Source organism: Micromonospora sp. NPDC051006 (genome assembly GCF_044456245.1).
GTDB lineage: Bacteria > Actinomycetota > Actinomycetes > Mycobacteriales > Micromonosporaceae > Micromonospora.
In genome coordinates, this window is the sequence record NZ_JBITFP010000007.1 from 165,361 (window position 1) to 180,737 (window position 15,377).

The 15,377-nt window shown below is 73.9% G+C and carries 14 protein-coding genes; 4 read left to right on the forward strand and 10 right to left on the reverse strand.

What is annotated here, in order from left to right; translation table 11 throughout:
* Positions 1–2: 2 nt before the first annotated feature.
* Together ACIBBA_RS14700 and ACIBBA_RS14705 are read right to left on the reverse strand one after the other, a co-directional pair.
* Positions 3–1,568: an amidohydrolase gene (locus ACIBBA_RS14700; protein ID WP_396697328.1), complete on the reverse strand. Its 1,566-nt coding sequence runs from the start codon at positions 1,566–1,568 to the stop codon at positions 3–5.
* Between the two features lie 4 nt (positions 1,569–1,572).
* Positions 1,573–2,622 (reverse strand): zinc-binding alcohol dehydrogenase, encoded by a 1,050-nt coding sequence (locus ACIBBA_RS14705; protein ID WP_396697485.1) that lies wholly within the window; start codon positions 2,620–2,622, stop codon positions 1,573–1,575.
* Between the two features lie 153 nt (positions 2,623–2,775).
* Here ACIBBA_RS14705 and ACIBBA_RS14710 point away from each other — a divergent pair, with 153 nt between their 5' ends.
* A complete protein-coding gene (locus tag ACIBBA_RS14710; RefSeq protein ID WP_396697330.1) occupies positions 2,776–4,182 on the forward strand; it encodes a KamA family radical SAM protein in 1,407 nt (468 codons plus the stop codon).
* Between the two features lie 109 nt (positions 4,183–4,291).
* On the opposite strand, the gene ACIBBA_RS14715 is transcribed toward ACIBBA_RS14710, so the two are convergent.
* Positions 4,292–4,633 carry a YnfA family protein gene (locus ACIBBA_RS14715; RefSeq protein WP_396697332.1) on the reverse strand — a complete coding sequence of 114 codons (342 nt, stop codon included), beginning with the start codon at positions 4,631–4,633 and terminating at the stop codon, positions 4,292–4,294.
* 205 nt (positions 4,634–4,838) lie between these two features.
* Positions 4,839–5,033: a CsbD family protein gene (locus tag ACIBBA_RS14720; RefSeq protein ID WP_396697334.1), complete on the reverse strand. Its 195-nt coding sequence runs from the start codon at positions 5,031–5,033 to the stop codon at positions 4,839–4,841.
* Between the two features lie 167 nt (positions 5,034–5,200).
* Between ACIBBA_RS14720 and ACIBBA_RS14725 the strand changes: the two genes are divergently transcribed.
* Positions 5,201–5,809, forward strand: a complete 609-nt coding sequence (locus tag ACIBBA_RS14725; RefSeq protein WP_396697336.1) for a histidine phosphatase family protein — start codon at positions 5,201–5,203, stop codon at positions 5,807–5,809.
* Here ACIBBA_RS14725 and ACIBBA_RS14730 read toward each other — a convergent pair.
* From ACIBBA_RS14730 to ACIBBA_RS14740, 3 genes are all read right to left on the reverse strand, one after another.
* Complete coding sequence (locus ACIBBA_RS14730) at positions 5,742–6,245, reverse strand: Lrp/AsnC family transcriptional regulator (RefSeq protein WP_350874348.1); 504 nt, start codon at positions 6,243–6,245, stop codon at positions 5,742–5,744. The two genes, ACIBBA_RS14725 and ACIBBA_RS14730, sit on opposite strands and share 68 nt — an antisense overlap.
* Before the next feature lie 110 nt (positions 6,246–6,355).
* The gene (locus ACIBBA_RS14735; RefSeq protein WP_396697338.1) at positions 6,356–7,498 is read right to left on the reverse strand and encodes an acyl-CoA dehydrogenase family protein; all 1,143 of its coding nucleotides are present in this window, start codon (positions 7,496–7,498) and stop codon (positions 6,356–6,358) included.
* Complete coding sequence (locus ACIBBA_RS14740) at positions 7,495–8,610, reverse strand: M24 family metallopeptidase (protein WP_396697340.1); 1,116 nt, start codon at positions 8,608–8,610, stop codon at positions 7,495–7,497. The genes ACIBBA_RS14735 and ACIBBA_RS14740 overlap by 4 nt, the downstream gene beginning before the upstream one ends.
* 231 nt (positions 8,611–8,841) lie before the next feature.
* Here ACIBBA_RS14740 and ACIBBA_RS14745 point away from each other — a divergent pair, with 231 nt between their 5' ends.
* Positions 8,842–10,221: a glycosyl hydrolase family 18 protein gene (locus ACIBBA_RS14745; protein ID WP_396697342.1), complete on the forward strand. Its 1,380-nt coding sequence runs from the start codon at positions 8,842–8,844 to the stop codon at positions 10,219–10,221.
* 115 nt (positions 10,222–10,336) lie between these two features.
* On the opposite strand, the gene ACIBBA_RS14750 is transcribed toward ACIBBA_RS14745, so the two are convergent.
* Both ACIBBA_RS14750 and ACIBBA_RS14755 read right to left on the reverse strand, forming a co-directional pair.
* On the reverse strand, positions 10,337–11,812 hold the full coding sequence (locus tag ACIBBA_RS14750; protein WP_396697344.1) for a hypothetical protein: 1,476 nt from the start codon (positions 11,810–11,812) through the stop codon (positions 10,337–10,339).
* 145 nt (positions 11,813–11,957) lie between these two features.
* Complete coding sequence (locus ACIBBA_RS14755) at positions 11,958–12,866, reverse strand: winged helix-turn-helix transcriptional regulator (protein ID WP_396697346.1); 909 nt, start codon at positions 12,864–12,866, stop codon at positions 11,958–11,960.
* Positions 12,867–12,952: 86 nt separating this feature from the next.
* Between ACIBBA_RS14755 and ACIBBA_RS14760 the strand changes: the two genes are divergently transcribed.
* The gene (locus ACIBBA_RS14760) at positions 12,953–14,215 is read left to right on the forward strand and encodes an MFS transporter (RefSeq protein WP_396697348.1); all 1,263 of its coding nucleotides are present in this window, start codon (positions 12,953–12,955) and stop codon (positions 14,213–14,215) included.
* 7 nt (positions 14,216–14,222) lie between these two features.
* On the opposite strand, the gene ACIBBA_RS14765 is transcribed toward ACIBBA_RS14760, so the two are convergent.
* Positions 14,223–15,314, reverse strand: coding sequence for a DUF4037 domain-containing protein (locus ACIBBA_RS14765; protein WP_396697350.1), 1,092 nt, complete (start codon positions 15,312–15,314; stop codon positions 14,223–14,225).
* Positions 15,315–15,377 lie beyond the last annotated feature (63 nt).

Below are 15,377 nucleotides of genomic sequence, written 5' to 3' on the forward strand. Positions count from 1 at the left end.
GCTCACGACGACCCTTCCTCATAGATCACGTCACCGCGCAGCACCGTGCGCCGGCACACCGGCAACGGCGTCGGATCGGCCGGACCCCGCAACTCCGGGTCCTCGGCCAGCAGCACCGGCAAACCCCGCTCCACCCCCGCCGGCGTCGACCACACCGCGAACGTCGCCGGGGCGCCCAACGCCAGCACCCCCTCGTTGTCCAGGTGCACCGCCCGCCACCCACCCCGGGTGTGCGCCGCGAACGCCGCCCGCACACTCATCCGCTGCGCCGGGTTGTGGTGCGCCGCCGCCGCCCGCACCGACCCCCACGGGTCCAGCGGCGTCACCGGCGAATCCGACCCGAACGCCAACGCCACCCCGACCGAATGCATCGCCCCCATCGGGTTCGACGCCAACGACCGGTCCAACCCCAACCGCGACTCGTACATCCGACCCGCGCCACCCCACAACCGGTCGAACGCCGGCTGCATGCTCGCCACGATCCCGTACTCCACGAAGCCCGCGATCAACCGCTTGCTCATGATCTCCGCGTGCTCCACCCGATGCCGGGCCGCGCGCACCCGCTCCACGCCCAACGTCCCGGCCGCCGCCGCGAAGCCCTCCAGCACCGTGCCGATCGCCGCGTCACCGATCGCGTGGAAACCGCCCTGCAACCCGTGCGCCGCGCAGTCCAACAGATGATCACGCACCTGCTCGACGGAGAGATACCCGTGCCCGCACGAATCCCCATCCCCGTACGGCTGCGACACGTGCGCCGTACGCGAGCCCAGCGCACCGTCGGCGAACAGGTCACCCCCGGCACCCACCGCCCCCAACTCCCGCGCCCGCGACGCGCCGCCCAACTCACCCCAGTACCCGTACACCTCGGGCAGCCCGGCGCCGGAGATGCCCAGCAGCCCGGTGAAGTCCTCCTCGTCGGAGATCTCCGGCCCACCACACTCGTGCACCGCGGCGATGCCCAACGACGCCGCGTGCGCCAACGCCACCCGCTGCGCCGCCACCCGCTGCGCCCGACTCACCGACCCCTGCGCCGCCGCCCGCACCACGTGATGCGCGTCGCGGCGCAGCCAACCCGACGCGTCGTAGCCCGCCGCGTCCGCCACCTGCGGCACCGCCGCCAGCAACGCCGAGGACACCAGCGCCGAATGGATCGACGCCTGCGACAGGTACACCCGCCGCCCGCCGGCCGCCCGGTCCAACGCCGCCGCGTCCGGCAACTCGCGCACCGGCCACGTCGACTCGTCCCAGCCGTGCCCCAGCACCACCGCGTCGCCCGGCAACCCCGCCGCGAAACCGGCCACCGCGTCCAGCAACTCCCCCGCCGAACGCACCCCGGACAACTCCAGCCCCGACAGCGCCAACCCGGTGTCGCTCGCGTGCACGTGCGCGTCCACGAACGCCGGCGTCACCAACGCACCGGCAAGATCCACCACCCGGTCCGCCGGCGGCGCCTCCGCGTCCGCCCCCAACCAGGTGATCCGCCCGTCGGACACCAGCAACGCGGTCGCGCTCGGATCGGCGGGGCAGTGCAGCACGCCGCCGCGGTACAACGTCGAGGGGTTCGTCATGACCTCAGTCTGCCGCCAACCGGGACTCGAAGAGCCGACGCACCCCCGGCTCGGCCCGCAGCAACCCCAGCGCCAACTCCGCGTGACCGGGCACGTACCCGTTACCCACCAGCATCGTCACATCCGCCGCCAGGCCCTCCGCGCCCAACGCCGCCGCCGCGAAGCTCGTCGCCATCGAGAAGAAGATCACCGTGCCGCCGTCCGCGGTCGCCAGGACCGCACCGTGCTCGCAGCCCGGCACGTCCACGCACACGACCGTGACGTCCGCCGGCACCCGCAGCGCCGTGGTCACCGCCGTGGACAGGGCCACCGGATCCCGCGCGTCGGCCAGCGCCACCTCGTCGGCCAGACCGGCCGCCACCAGCGCGTCCCGCTCCGCCGCCACCGGCACCACCCCGACCGTACGGGCGGCGCCCGCCCGCCGCGCCGCGGCGAGGGACAACGACCCGCTCTTGCCCGCCCCGCCGATCACCGCCACCGTCACCGGCCGGGCGTCCCCCTCGCGCGCCCGGTCGGCCACGTACCGCGCCACCACCCGCCCGGTCAGCGCCGGCGCCCCACACACGTCCAACACCGCCAGGGACAGCTGCGGATCCTGGTCCGCCGGCAGCACCGCGGCGATCGAGCGGGCGAACAGGATCGCGTAGCCGTCGCAGGGCACCTGCTCGCTGCGCCCGTCCCAGCGGGCCAGACCGTCGGTGATCATCAGCGGGGTCAGCGTCAGCGACACCAGGGTCGCCACCCGCTCCCCCGGCTTCAACCCCAACGGCGAGCGCCGGCCCGCCTCGTCCACCGTGCCGATCAGCATCCCGCCCGACCCGGTCACCGGGTTCTGCATCTTGCCCCGGGTCGACACGATCTCCAGCACCTCGGCGCGCACCGCGTCACCGTCACCGCGGTGCTTCTCCCACAACTGCCGGAAGCTCGCCGCGTCCAGGTTCAACCGCTCCACCCGGATGCGCACCTCGTTCGCGGCGATCTGCGGGCTCGTGTCGAGCCGCCACGCCCCCTGCGGCAGCACCCCCGCCGGTTCCAGCACGCGGTGCAGTCCCACCGGTGACGTCACGCCGACCTCCCCCTGTCAACCGCTCGAAGCCCCGGTCAGGACTCGCATCGCGGGAAAACTTACGGCAGACTAATTTCTTCACCGGATATTTTCCAGTAGCCTTCGGGACCGCTGATCAACCGAGACGCACAAGGAGGGGCCGTGACCCAGACCCAACCGGTGGAGACCATCCCCGCGGCCCGCCCCGCGCCGATCGCGGTCCCCACCGCCGGACAGCCCTACGAATACCGCCGGGCGCCCCTGGTCGAACCCGACTGGACCCGCTTCCCCGGCTGGCGCCACGTCACCCGCGACCAGTGGGAATCCGCCCAGTGGCAGCGCGTCAACTGCGTCAAGAACATCAAGCAGCTGCGCGCCGTCCTCGGCGACCTCGTGGACGAGACCTTCTACGCCGACCTCGAGGCCGACCAGAAGGCCCTCGCGACCATGTCGATGCTGGTCCCGCCGCAGATGCTCAACACCATGGTGCCGTTCGCGCCGATGAGCACCGAGGCGTTCCTCGCCGACCCGGTCCGCCGCTACATGATCCCGGTCGCCTCCGACCGGCGCACCGACTGGCCGTCACACCCCTACGCCAGCCGCGACAGCCTGCACGAACACGACATGTGGGTCGCCGAGGGCCTCACCCACCGCTACCCCACCAAAGTCCTCGCCGAACTGCTCTCCACCTGCCCGCAGTACTGCGGGCACTGCACCCGGATGGACCTGGTCGGCAACTCCACCCCCGCCGTCGACAAGCTCAAGCTCACCCTCAAGCCCGTCGACCGCTACGACGCCCACATCAGCTACCTCAAGGCCCACCCCGGCGTACGCGACGTCGTCGTCTCCGGCGGTGACGTCGCCAACGTGCCGTGGAAGAACCTCGAGTCGTACCTGATGCGGCTGCTGGAGCTGGAGACCGTCCGCGACATCCGGCTCGCCACCAAGGCCCTCATGGGCCTGCCCCAGCACTGGCTGCAGCCCGACGTCGTCGAGGGCCTGGAACGCGTCGCGCGCACCGCCGCCCGCCGCGGCGTCAACCTCGCCATCCACACCCACGTCAACCACGCCCAGTCGCTCACCCCGCTGGTCGCCAAGGCCGCCCAGACCGCCCTCGACGTCGGCGTCCGCGACGTGCGCAACCAGGGCGTCCTCATGCGCGGCGTGAACGCCACCGCCCCCGACCTGCTCGACCTCTGCTTCGCCCTGCAGGGCGAAGCCGGCATCCTGCCGTACTACTTCTACATGTGCGACATGATCCCCAACGCCGAGCACTGGCGGGTTCCGGTCTGGCACGCCCAGCAGCTCCAGCACGACATCATGGGCTACCTGCCCGGCTACGCCACGCCACGGATCGTCTGCGACGTCCCCTTCGTCGGCAAGCGATGGGTGCACATGCTGACCGACTACGACCGCGACCGCGGCATCTCCTACTGGACCAAGAACTACCGCACCTCCATCGAGTCAGCCGACCTGGAGGCGCTCAACAAGCGCTACGCCTACTACGACCCGATCGACACCCTGCCCGAGGCCGGGCAGAGCTGGTGGGCCGCGCACCGCGACGACTGAGGCCCGCCGGGCGGCAGGCGGTCGACAACGAGCTTGATGCCGCAGCGGCATATTGATACCGCTGCGCCATCAAGCTCGCGGGGAGTCTCGGCCCCCGACGGCGGCAGGACTAGGCCGCGGCGCCGCGCGGGGCGTACATGATGACCGCGACACCGAGCAGACAGAGGGCCGCGCCGGCCAGGTCCCACCGGTCCGGGCGGAACCCGTCCACCACCATCGCCCAGGCCAGTGAACCGGCCACGAACACCCCGCCGTACGCGGCGAGGATCCGGCCGAAGTGCGCGTCGGGCTGCAGCGTCGCCACGAAGCCGTAGAGGCCCAACGCGATCACGCCGGCCGCGATCCACCACAGCCCGCGATGCTCCCGCCAACCCTGCCAGACCAGCCACGCCCCACCGATCTCGGCGAGCGCGGCCAGGACGAAGAGCAGCAGCGAGCGGAGCACGGTCACGCCCGCGAGCCTAACCGGACACCAAGCGGGGGGGGGGGGGGGGGGCCCCCCCCCCCCCCCCCCCCCCGCCGGGCCCCCGGCCCCCCGGCGCGGGGGGCCGGGCGGGGGGGGGGCCCGGCCCCCCCCCCCGGCCCCCCCCCCCCCCCCCGCGGGGGGGGGGGGGGCCCCCCCCCCCCCCCCCCCCCCGCTCGACGGCTCGAACCGGTCAGCCGCGGAAGGCGTCGCGCGCGTTGCGCCCGACGTCCTTGGCGCTCTCCCCGGCCTTCTTGGCGCGTGCCTCGCTCTGCTGCGTGGCGCCCTCGGCGCGCATCCGCTCGTTGTCCGTCATGTCGCCGATCCGCTCCTTGGCGACACCGGTCATCTCTTCCATCTTGTTCCTCGTCTTGTCGGCGAAGCTCATGCCGCCTCCTCCGTCTCTGGCGAGTGTCCAGGTCGCTTGCCCGGTGCTCCGGGTGCCAAACGCGCTTGGGTGCCGGCCGGCACACCCGCTAAGGCATCCTAGGAAGATAGGATCTGGGGTTCGCAGCCCGGCGGAGCCGGACCACGGCGCGATGGTTAACTGGGCCCATGGGAGAGCTCCTGCTGATCCGGCACGGCGAGACCACCTGGAGCGCCAGCCACCGGCACACCTCGTACACCGACCTGGAGCTCACCCCCGACGGCGAGCGGCAGGCCCGCACCCTCGCCGCGTTCCTGGCCGGCCGGCGGTTCGTCACGGTGCTGGCGAGTCCCCGGGCCCGGGCGCTGCGCACCGCCCAGCTCGCCGGCCTCACCGTCGACGCGGTCGACGAGGACCTCGCCGAGTGGAACTACGGCGAGTACGAGGGGCGCACCACCGTGGACATCCACCAGGACGACCCGCACTGGAACATCTGGACCGACGGCTGCCCCGGCGGGGAGTCACCCGGCCAGGTCGGCGAACGGCTGGACCGGGTGCTCAGCCGGGTCGCTCCCCTGCTCGACCGGGGGACCGTCGGGCTGGTCGGTCACGCGCACAGCCTGCGGGTGCTCGGCGCCCGCTGGATCGGCCTGCCACCCTCGGCCGGCGGACGGCTGCGGCTGGACACCGCCACCGTCAGCGTGCTCGGCTACGAACACCAGCGGCAGGTCATCCTGCGCTGGAACCAGCCCGCTCCTCCGGCGCCCGGGACCGTCGACCCGACGGCTCGGTACTGATCTTCGGCGGCCGGTTCTCGTACGGCGTGGAGAGCACCACCGTGGTGCGGGTGGTGACGTTCGCCGCGGTACGGATCTCCTGGAGCACCCGTTCCAGGTCGGCCGGGCCGGCCACCCGCACCAGCAGCATGTAGAAGTCCTCCCCCGCCACCGAGTAGCAGGAGTCGATCTCGGGAAGGTGGGCCAGCCGCTCCGGCGCGTCGTCGGGCTGGGACGGGTCGAACGGCCGGATCGCCACGAACGCGGTCAGCGGCAGGTCCAGCGCCTCGAAGGAGACCCGCGCGCCGTACCCCTTGATCACGCCTCGCTGCTCCAGCCGGCGCACCCGCTGATGCACGGCGGAGACCGACAGGCCCACCTTCTCCGCCAGGTCCGTGTACGACAGCCTGCCGTCGGCGGTCAACGCGGCGACGATGGCACGGTCGGTCTCCTCCACGGCGTGCAACCTACCGGGAAAAACGCCGCACGGCGACGAGGTGACGTGCCCGGGGCCCGGCGGCGCGCGACTCTGCACGCAGCGCACCGGGCCCACGACACTCGGTCCGGTCAGCCCTTCGCCAGCGCCCGGGAGATCACCACTCGCTGGATCTGGTTGGTGCCCTCGACGATCTGGAGCACCTTCGCCTCGCGCATGTACCGCTCCACCGGATGGTCGGCGACGTAGCCCGCGCCGCCGAGCACCTGCACCGCGTCGGTACTCACCCGCATCGCCACGTCGGTGGCGAAGAGCTTGGCCTTGGCCGCCTCGATCGCGTACGGCCGGCCCGCGTCGCGCAGCCGGGCCGCGGCGAGGGTCAACGCCCGAGCCGCGGAGATCTGGGTGGCGTGGTCGGCCAGGGTGAAGCCGAGCCCCTGGAAGTCGATGATGGAGCGGCCGAACTGCCGACGCTGCTTCGCGTAGTCGACCGCGTAGTCCAGCGCGGCCTGGGCCAGCCCGACCGCGCACGCCGCGATGCCGAGCCGCCCGGAGTCCAGCGCGGACATCGCGATGGTGAAGCCCCGACCTTCCCCGCCGATCAGCCGCTCGGCCGGCACCCGCGCCTCGTCGAACGCGAGCTGCGCCACCGGCGAGGCCCGCAGGCCCATGGTCCGCTCGACGGCCTGCGGGATGATCCCGGCCGTGCCGGCGTCGGCGAGCAGTAGCGAGACGCCCTTCGGGCCGGGCCCGCCGGTGCGGCAGAAGACGTTGTAGAAGTCCGCCACCCGGGCGTGGGTGATCCACGCCTTGGTGCCCGACACGACGTACGCGTCGCCGTCGCGCACCGCCTTCGTGGTCAGCGACGCGGCGTCCGAACCACCCTGCGGCTCGGAGAGGCAGTACGCGCCCAACTGCTCGCCGCCGAGCATGTCGGGCAGCAGCTTGCGCTGCTCGTCGGTGCCGAACGCGGCGATCGGGTAGCAGGAGAGGGTGTGCACGCTGACCGCCTCGGCGACCGCGAGCCAGCGGCTGGCGAGGATCTCCAGCACCTGCAGGTAGACCTCGTACGGCTGGGCCGACCCGCCGTGCTCCTCCGGGTAGGGCAGGCCGAGCAGGCCGGCACGACCCAGGGTGCGCAGCACCTCGCGGGGGAACTCGGCGCGCTCCTCGAACTCGGCGGCCCTCGGGGCGAGCTCCCGGTCGGCGAGTTCGGTGGCGAGGTCCAGCAGGTCGCGGGCCTCGTCGGTGGGCAGGATCCGGTCGACAGTCATAGCGCGATGAGCTCCGTGGGGGTGGTGTTGAGCCGTTGCACGCCGTCCGTGGTGCAGACGACGATGTCCTCGATGCGGGCGCCGTGCCGACCCGCCAGGTAGATGCCGGGCTCGATGGAGAACGCCATGCCCGGCTCCAAGGCGCGCGGGTTGCCGGCCACCACGTACGGCTCCTCGTGGCCGTCCAGGCCGATGCCGTGCCCGGTGCGGTGCAGGAACTCGGCGCCGAACCCGGCGTCGGCGATGGGTGTACGGGCGGCCGCGTCGACGGCCTCGGCGCTCACCCCCGGGCGCACCGCGGCCACCGCGGCCGCCTGGGCGTCGCGCAGCACGGTGTAGTAGTCGACGAACTCGGCCGGCGCCGGCCCGCCGGCGACGTAGGTGCGGGTGCAGTCGGAGCGGTAGCCCGATGCCATGGTGCCGCCGATGTCCACCACCACCGGCTCGCCAACCCCGATCGGCCGGTCCGAGGTGCCGTGGTGCGGGCTGGCCCCGTTCGGGCCGGCGGCCACGATGACGAAGTCGACCGTGACGTGCCCGGCCGCCCGGATCGCCGCGGCGATGTCGGCGGCCACCTCGGCCTCGGTACGCCCGGGGCGCAACCACTGCCCCATCCGCCGGTGCACGTCGTCGATCGCCGCGCCGGCCTCGGCGAGCGCCGCGACCTCGGCGGGGGACTTGCGGATCCGCAGCTCGCGCAGCACCTCCCCGGCCAGTCGCTGCGCCGTGCCGGGCAGCGCGGCGCGCAGCGCCAGGACCTGCTCGGCCCACATCCGGTCGGCCAGCCCGACCGCGGCCACCGGCCCGCCGAGGGCGGCGCTCACCAGCGGGTACGGGTCGGTGCCGTCGGCGTGGTCGACGATGCGCACCCCGGTGCCCGGGGCCGGGGACGCCTGGGCGGCGGGTCGTTCCAGCGTCGGGACGATCAGCGTCGGCTCTCCCTGAGCCGGCAGCACCAGGCAGGTCAGTCGCTCCCCCACGTGCGCGTCGTAGCCGGTCAGGTAGCGCAGGTCGGCGCCGGGGGTGAGCAGCAGCGCGTCCAGCCCGGCGGCGGCGGTGGCGCGGCGGGCGGCGGCCAGCCGCTCCGGGGGGTAGAGGTCGTCGATTCCCACCCGGTCAGCTTAACGGTCGTTTGGGCACCGACCTAGCCGGCCGCGCGGGCGGGAAGCGCTCTCCCGTTCATCGAACGACATCATTGACGCGGACAGTTAACACTCTTTAAGATTTGGCTGCCTCGAGGAAGTACGTCCCCTGTCCCACCCGTACGCCCGGTTTGACGGCTGGCCGACCCAGCCGTCGTCGCGGCCGCACGGCGCCGCAACTCGCCCACGGGAAGGCCCTCGATGTCCTCACCACGCCCCCGCCGCCGCTCGGCACTCGCCGCCGGCCTGCTCGCGCTGGCCACCGCCGGCGCCACCCTCGCCCTGACCCCGACCGCCGCCGAGGCCGTCGTGCTGCCCAACAACTTCAAGAGCGTCGGCTACATGCCGTCCTGGACCGGCAACGTCAACACGGTCCAGTACAACAAGCTGACCCACATCAACTACGCGTTCGTGCTGCCCAACAGCAACGGCACCCTGCGCGCGGTGGAGAACCCGAGCAAGCTCTCCTCGTTGGTCTCGCAGGGGCACGCCAACAACGTCAAGGTGTCGATCGCGATCGGCGGCTGGAACAACGGCGACGACTCCGCGTTCGAGGCGCTCGCCGCCAACGCCGGCTCCCGCACCACGTTCGTCAACAGCGTGGTCAGCTTCGTCAACCAGTACGGCCTCGACGGCGTCGACATGGACTGGGAGTACCCCGATCCCGGCACCTCGGCCAACAACTACTCGGCGCTCATGCAGCAGCTCAGCAACGCGCTGCGCCCGCAGGGCAAGCTGCTCACCGCCGCCGTCGTCTCCGAGGGCTACTACCTGCAGGGCGTGCCGCCCGCGGTCTTCGGCTACGTCGACTGGCTCAACATCATGGCCTACGACGGCGGCACCCCGCACGCCAACTACGACTGGTCGATCGCCAGCGTGAACGGCTGGAAGGCGCGCGGCCTGCCCGCCAGCAAGGCGGTGCTCGGCGTGCCCTTCTACAGCCGCCCCGGCTACCAGACCTACGCCCAGCTGGTCGCCAGGGACCCGGCCAACGCCAACCGGGACTGCACGACGATCAACGGCGTGCAGGAGTGCTACAACGGCATCCCGACCGTCAAGCGCAAGACCCAGTGGGCGCTGGCCAACGCCGGCGGCATGATGAACTGGGAACTCACCCAGGACACCACCGGCTCGACCTCGCTGGTCACCGCCATCTACGACACCGTCATGGGCGGCACCACCCCGCCGCCGACCGGGCGGACCGGCCCGATCACCGGCATCGGCGGCAAGTGCGTGGACGTCGCCGCGGCCAGCAGCGCCAACGGCACCGCCGTGCAGCTCTACACCTGCAACGGCACCAACGCGCAGAACTGGACCGTCGCCAGCGACGGAAGCCTGCGGGCGCTGGGCAAGTGCGCCGACGTGACCAGCGCCGGCACCGCCAACGGCACCAAGATCCAACTCTGGGACTGCAACGGCAGCGGCGCCCAGGTCTGGCAGGCCCAGTCCAACGGCACGCTGCGCAACCCGGCGTCGAACAAGTGCCTGGACGCCACCGGCAACAGCTCCGCCGACGGCACCAGGCTGCAGATCTGGGACTGCTTCGGCGGCGCCAACCAGGTCTGGCGCCTGCCCGCCTGAGCTCGGACAGCGACGGCCCCCGTCAGCGCCCGTACGGCGCGGCGGGGGCCGCTCTGTCGTTCCGCGCCGGGGCGTGCGCCACGCCGGGCCGCGCCAGGTCCGCCGGCCGGGCCGGTCAGGCCCGCGCGCCGCCGAGGCCGAGCAGGACGGCCAACCCCAGGGCGCTGCGCGGTGCGTACGGCACCCGCCACAGCCCACCGTGCGCCGCCGCGTACGCCTCGTCCTGCCACGGGTGCTCCAGCGCCGGGCCACCACCGGTGCGCAGGTCGTGCACGAGCAGCGCGGCCATCAGGGTGTTGCTGGTCGCCGGCTCGAAGACCTCGATGCCGAACCGGTGCGCCCCGGCGTACGCGGCGGCGAGCGCCCGGTTGCGCAGCACCGAGCGGGTGCGGGTGGGCGGCGCGACGGTGAACGACACCGTCGACCCGGCGGCCCGGGCGGCCGTGGCCCGCCACCGCTGCAACCGCTTGGCCAGGGCGTAGTTGGGCCCCTGCTGCGGAACCAGGCTGTCGTTGATGCCGGGATCGGCGTCCGGCGGATAGTTGCGGTGCAGCAGCCGGCCGCCGGAAAGCAGGCGCAGCGACCTACGCCCCAACCCGCGGGCCGCGTAGCCACGCTCGGCGTGCCGCACCGCCTCAGCCGGCACCGCGAAGACGTCGGTGGGGGTGGCGAGGAAGGCCAGCGCGACGTCGTCGCGCTCGCGCTGCAGGTGGCAGGTGAGCGCGTCCACCGCCATCGCGACCCGCACGTTGGTCGCCCCGTCGGCGTAGACGTAGTTGCCCAGCACGAGTCGGCCGTCGAGGCCGGTCAGCCACGCGGCGACCTGCGGCAGGCGGTGCAGCAGGTCCGCGCCGGCCCGCCCGGCCAGGGCGCGGTCGTCAGCCGCGTCGGCGGTGGCGGCGGTGGCGCTCACCGGCAGGTGCAGGCGGCCGCCGTGGCGGTGCGCGGTCTGCAGCACCCGCCGCCAGAGCTCCGGGCGCGGCAGGTCGACCGCGACCACGTCGCCACCCCAGCGCAGCAGGGACGGCAGCGGGCCCATCTCCGCGCCCGCCCCGAGCACGACCACCCGCTGGTCGCGCAGGTCCAGCCAGTCGGGGTTCGCCAGCACCGCGCCGACCGCCTCGGCGCAGGACGGTTCGACGACCCCGGCGCTGACCCAGGCGTCGAGCTGGCGGCGCAGGTCGTCGCCGCGCAACCGCCGCCCCCGGTAGGGCACGGACAGCTCCCGGTCGACCTCGCCGGTGCCGGTGACCGTCGCCGTCTCGAGGGCGTCGTCGTCGGCGGGCGCGTCGAAGACCTGCGCCAACCCGGTCTCCCGACCGTCGGCGTGGATCACGCTGATCCGCGAGTGCAGCGAGGCGAGCCCGTCCCGGGCGATGGTCAGCGCGGCGTCGCGGGAGAGCAGTCCCGCCTCGACCAGCCGGCGGAAGTGCCCAAGGTAGCCGTGCCGCCAGTTGGTCTCGTGCTCCGCCGCCCGCGCCCCGACCGGGTCGACCGCGCGCAGGGCGTCCGCGACGACCGCCCGACCCAGCGCGCTCGTGCTGCGTCCCTCACCGGTACGGGGAAACACCACCCCGGTCGGACCCTCCACGGCCACCGCCCCTCCGCTGACGCTCGTGCCGGTGCGGTCCCGGCGCGGTGCCACTCTGCCTCATCGCGGTGGGGCCCGCAGCCCGGGGCGTCGGGGCACCGGCCCGGGTGAGGCACCGGCCCGCCCCTGTCTCGGGTCGCGCCGGTCAGTCGGTGCGGGCCGGTACCGCCGGGGCCGCGCCGGCGTGCCGCCGGACCAGGTCGAGCATCTCGTCGACCGAGCCGGCCGGGTCGGTCACCGGGAACTGCACCGCGCGGATCACCGCGCCCGGCCCCACCAGCAGGGTCAGCCGCTTGAACCGCTCCACCCCGCCGGCCCGGAAGGTGGGCAGCAGCAACCCCGCGCCGAGCCGTCCGTCCTGGTCGGACAGGAGCGGGAACGGCAGCCGAGCGTACGCCACGAAGTCGGCGAGCTGGTCGGGCCGCTGGGTGCTGATGCCGCGGACCTCCGCCCCGGCGGCCCGGAAGTCCGCGTGCCGCCCGGCGTAGGTGGTCGACTCCAACGTGCAGCCACGGGCGCCGGGGATCTCCGCCCAGCCCGGCGGATAACCGCCGCTGTCCGGGGCGTACGCCCCGGGGAAGAAGTAGAGGACGCTCCAGCCGTCCGCGTCGGCCGGCGGCACCGCTCGCCCGTCGGAGCCGGGCAGGAGCACGTCGGGCAGCCGCCAGCCGAGAAGTTCGTGCGTCCGCCGCGCCTCGGCCGAGGACGCGTCGGCGGTCGCGGTGAGTTCGCCGTCGCCCATCAGATGCCGGGTGCCCCAGTCCTGCAGCGCGACGAGCACCGGCAGCAACCCCTCGCCCTTCGGCGTGAGCAGGTAGTCGTAGCGGGGCGGGTGCTGCGAGTACGGCCGGCGTCGTAGCACGCCGTGCCCGACCAGCGCGGCCAGCCGCTCGGTCAACGCCCGCCGGCTGACGCCCAGCTCCCGCTGGAGGGCGTCGAAGCGGGTCGTCCCGCCGGCGATGTCGCGCACGATCAGGAAGGTCCACCAGTCGCCCAGCACACCGAGGGCCTGCGCGATGCCGCAGTCCGCGTCTCCGAGGTCACCCCGCCGCACATCCCACCTCCACCGTCCGCTCCGCCTCGACTATAGTCCGTTTCAGATTGGAACTAACTGGCTCGCGCGGAACGGGGGCGGACGACATGGACGTCGGTGGGCGGGCCGGAGTGTTCTGGCGCTGGTGGACCGCCGGCACGACCAGTCAGGTCGGGTCGGCGGTCGGTGCGGTGGCGCTGCCGTTGACCGCGCTGACCGTCCTGGACGCCACGCCCTTCCAGATGGGCCTAATCGCCGCGGCGAGCTACCTGGCGTGGATCGTCATCGGGCTGCCGGCCGGAGTGATCGTGCAGCGGTTGCCGCTGCGCGGCGCGCAGGTGGGCGCCGACCTCGCCCGCGCGACGGCTGTCGCATCGGTCCCGCTCGCCTGGTGGTGGGGCCAGCTCACCGTCGCCCACCTGGTGGTCACCGCGCTCGTGGTCAGCTTCGCCAACGTGCTCTTCGACGTGGCCAACTCGACCTTTCTGCCGAGCATCGTCGAGGCGGACCAGCTCCAGTCGCGCAACAGCCTCACCTCGGCCACCCACGCCGCCACCCAGCTCAGTGGGCCCGCGCTCGGCGGGCTCGCCGTGCAGGCGCTCGGCGCGGTGCCGACGCTGCTGGTGGACGCGGCCAGCTACCTGTTCTCCGCGGCGCTGCTGCGCACCCTGCCGGCCCGCCGCACCGACGCGCCGGACCGCTGGCCACCGATGGCCGAGCTGATCCGCGAAGGGTGGCGCTTCGTCTCCCGCCACCCGATGATCGGCCCCAGCATGTGGGCCGCGACCGCGATGAACTTCGTCTGCGGGGCACAGTTCGCGCTCTACCCGCTCTACCTGGTCCGCGAGCTGCACGCCCCGGCCGGCCTGGTCGGTGTGCTGCTCGCCGTCGAGGGCGTCGGCGCGCTGGTCGGGGCGGCGCTCACCACCCGGATCACCGACCGGATCGGCACCGCCCGGGCGCTGATCGTCTCCGGCCTGGTCACCGTCGCCGGGGCGTTCCTCATCCCGCTGGGGACCGGCTGGCCGGCGTACGCGGCCTTCGCGGTCGGCAACGTCGTCTTCTCCCTCGGGACGGTGGTGCTCAGCGTGACCACCCGGACCTACCGGCAGATCGCCAGTCCGCCCGACCTGCTCTCCCGCGTGATGGCCACCGTCCGCTTCGTCTCCTGGGGCGCGATCCCGGTGGGCGGCCTGATCGCCGGCGCGCTGGCCGGTTTCATCGGCGCCCGGGCCACCCTGCTGGTCTTCGCGGCCACGCTGGTCTGCGCCCCGCTGGCGGTGCTGCTCTCCCCGGTGCGCGGGCTGCGCGACCTCACCGACCACGACGCGCCGCGCGACGCGCCGCCGCGGGTGCCCGTCGGCAGCTGACCGCCGCTCACCCCGCCCCGGGCTCCTGCGGACGCAGAGCGCCGGCCAGCCGACGGACGTGCCGGGCGTCGGTCAGCACGTCGACGTTGTGCAGATACTGGTCCACCGCACCGAGCAGCGGACGCTCCCGCAGCCCAGGGTCGGTGATCGCGGCGCGCAGGGCGGCGGCGACCCGGCCGGCGTCCAGCACGAGGAACGGGCGACTGTGGAAGGTGCGGGCCCGTGCGCGCACCGGGGCGGCCAGGTGAGTCTCGTCGGTCCACCCGGCCAACGCCTCCAGCGCGTCGACCAGCCCCGGCTGCCGCCGCGCCCAGTCGCCCGGGCCGAGCGCGTCGGCCAGCGCGGCGACCACCGGCGCCGCGTCCGGCAGCCGGGCGAAGGTGGTGCCGAGCCACTTGTCGTACGGCGGCCAGCGGCGGCGCAGCAGCAGACCGAGCCGCATCAGATCCCGAGCCAGCCCGGCGGTGACCACCCGGCTGCCCAGCTCGTCGCCGACCTCGGCGCAGCGGCCGGGCAGATGCTCGGCCTGGGCGACCCGGGTCCACCCGGCGGCGAGCACGTGCCGCCAGACGTCGTCCGGATACCAGGCGAGCGCGGCGCGGCCGGCGGTTAGCGCACCGCCCAGGCCGTCGTGGAAGACCGCGCCGCCGGTGACCTCGGCCAGCCGCTGCGTCGGCGTGGCCAGCCAGTCCTCCACACCGACCCCGGCCGCCGGGTCGAACCCGAGGCGCTCGCGCCACCAGCCGCCCAGCTCGGCCACGCTCACCCCGTGCCGGGCACCCGCCGGGTCCACGACGCCCAGCCGCGCGTCGTCGCCCGCGAACCGGGTCGGCCAGCCCAGGAACTCCGCCGGAAGCTCGGCCTCCAGCACGGCGCGTACCTCCGGGATCCGCCCGGCGTCGCCCGCCGCGACGAAGAGCTGCGCGCGCGGGCCCCAGTCGTGGTCGGTCGAGCGGACGGTGTCCAGGCCGAGCAGCTCCGAGCCGCCGTCGAGCCGCCCGGCCGCGTACCGCAGGTCGGGGCACCGCCGGCGCAGGATCGGCGCGAGCACCTCGTCGTGGTACCGGCGGGCCAGCGTCAGGCCGGGGAGAAACGCCACGTCAGGCAGTCTGCCCCCGCCCGGCGCGAGCCGCAGCCCGGTTCCGGCGTCCCACCCGCGACG

Excerpts from the sequence above, each read along its gene's own strand:
- ACIBBA_RS14700 (WP_396697328.1), bottom strand. The coding sequence starts at position 1,568 with ATGACGAACCCCTCGACGTTGTACCGCGGCGGCGTGCTGCACTGCCCC.
- ACIBBA_RS14720 (WP_396697334.1), bottom strand. The coding sequence starts at position 5,033 with ATGAGCTTCGCCGACAAGACGAGGAACAAGATGGAAGAGATGACCGGT.
- ACIBBA_RS14725 (WP_396697336.1), top strand. The coding sequence starts at position 5,201 with ATGGGAGAGCTCCTGCTGATCCGGCACGGCGAGACCACCTGGAGCGCC.
- ACIBBA_RS14735 (WP_396697338.1), bottom strand. The coding sequence starts at position 7,498 with ATGACTGTCGACCGGATCCTGCCCACCGACGAGGCCCGCGACCTGCTG.
- ACIBBA_RS14745 (WP_396697342.1), top strand. The coding sequence starts at position 8,842 with ATGTCCTCACCACGCCCCCGCCGCCGCTCGGCACTCGCCGCCGGCCTG.
- ACIBBA_RS14760 (WP_396697348.1), top strand. The coding sequence starts at position 12,953 with ATGGACGTCGGTGGGCGGGCCGGAGTGTTCTGGCGCTGGTGGACCGCC.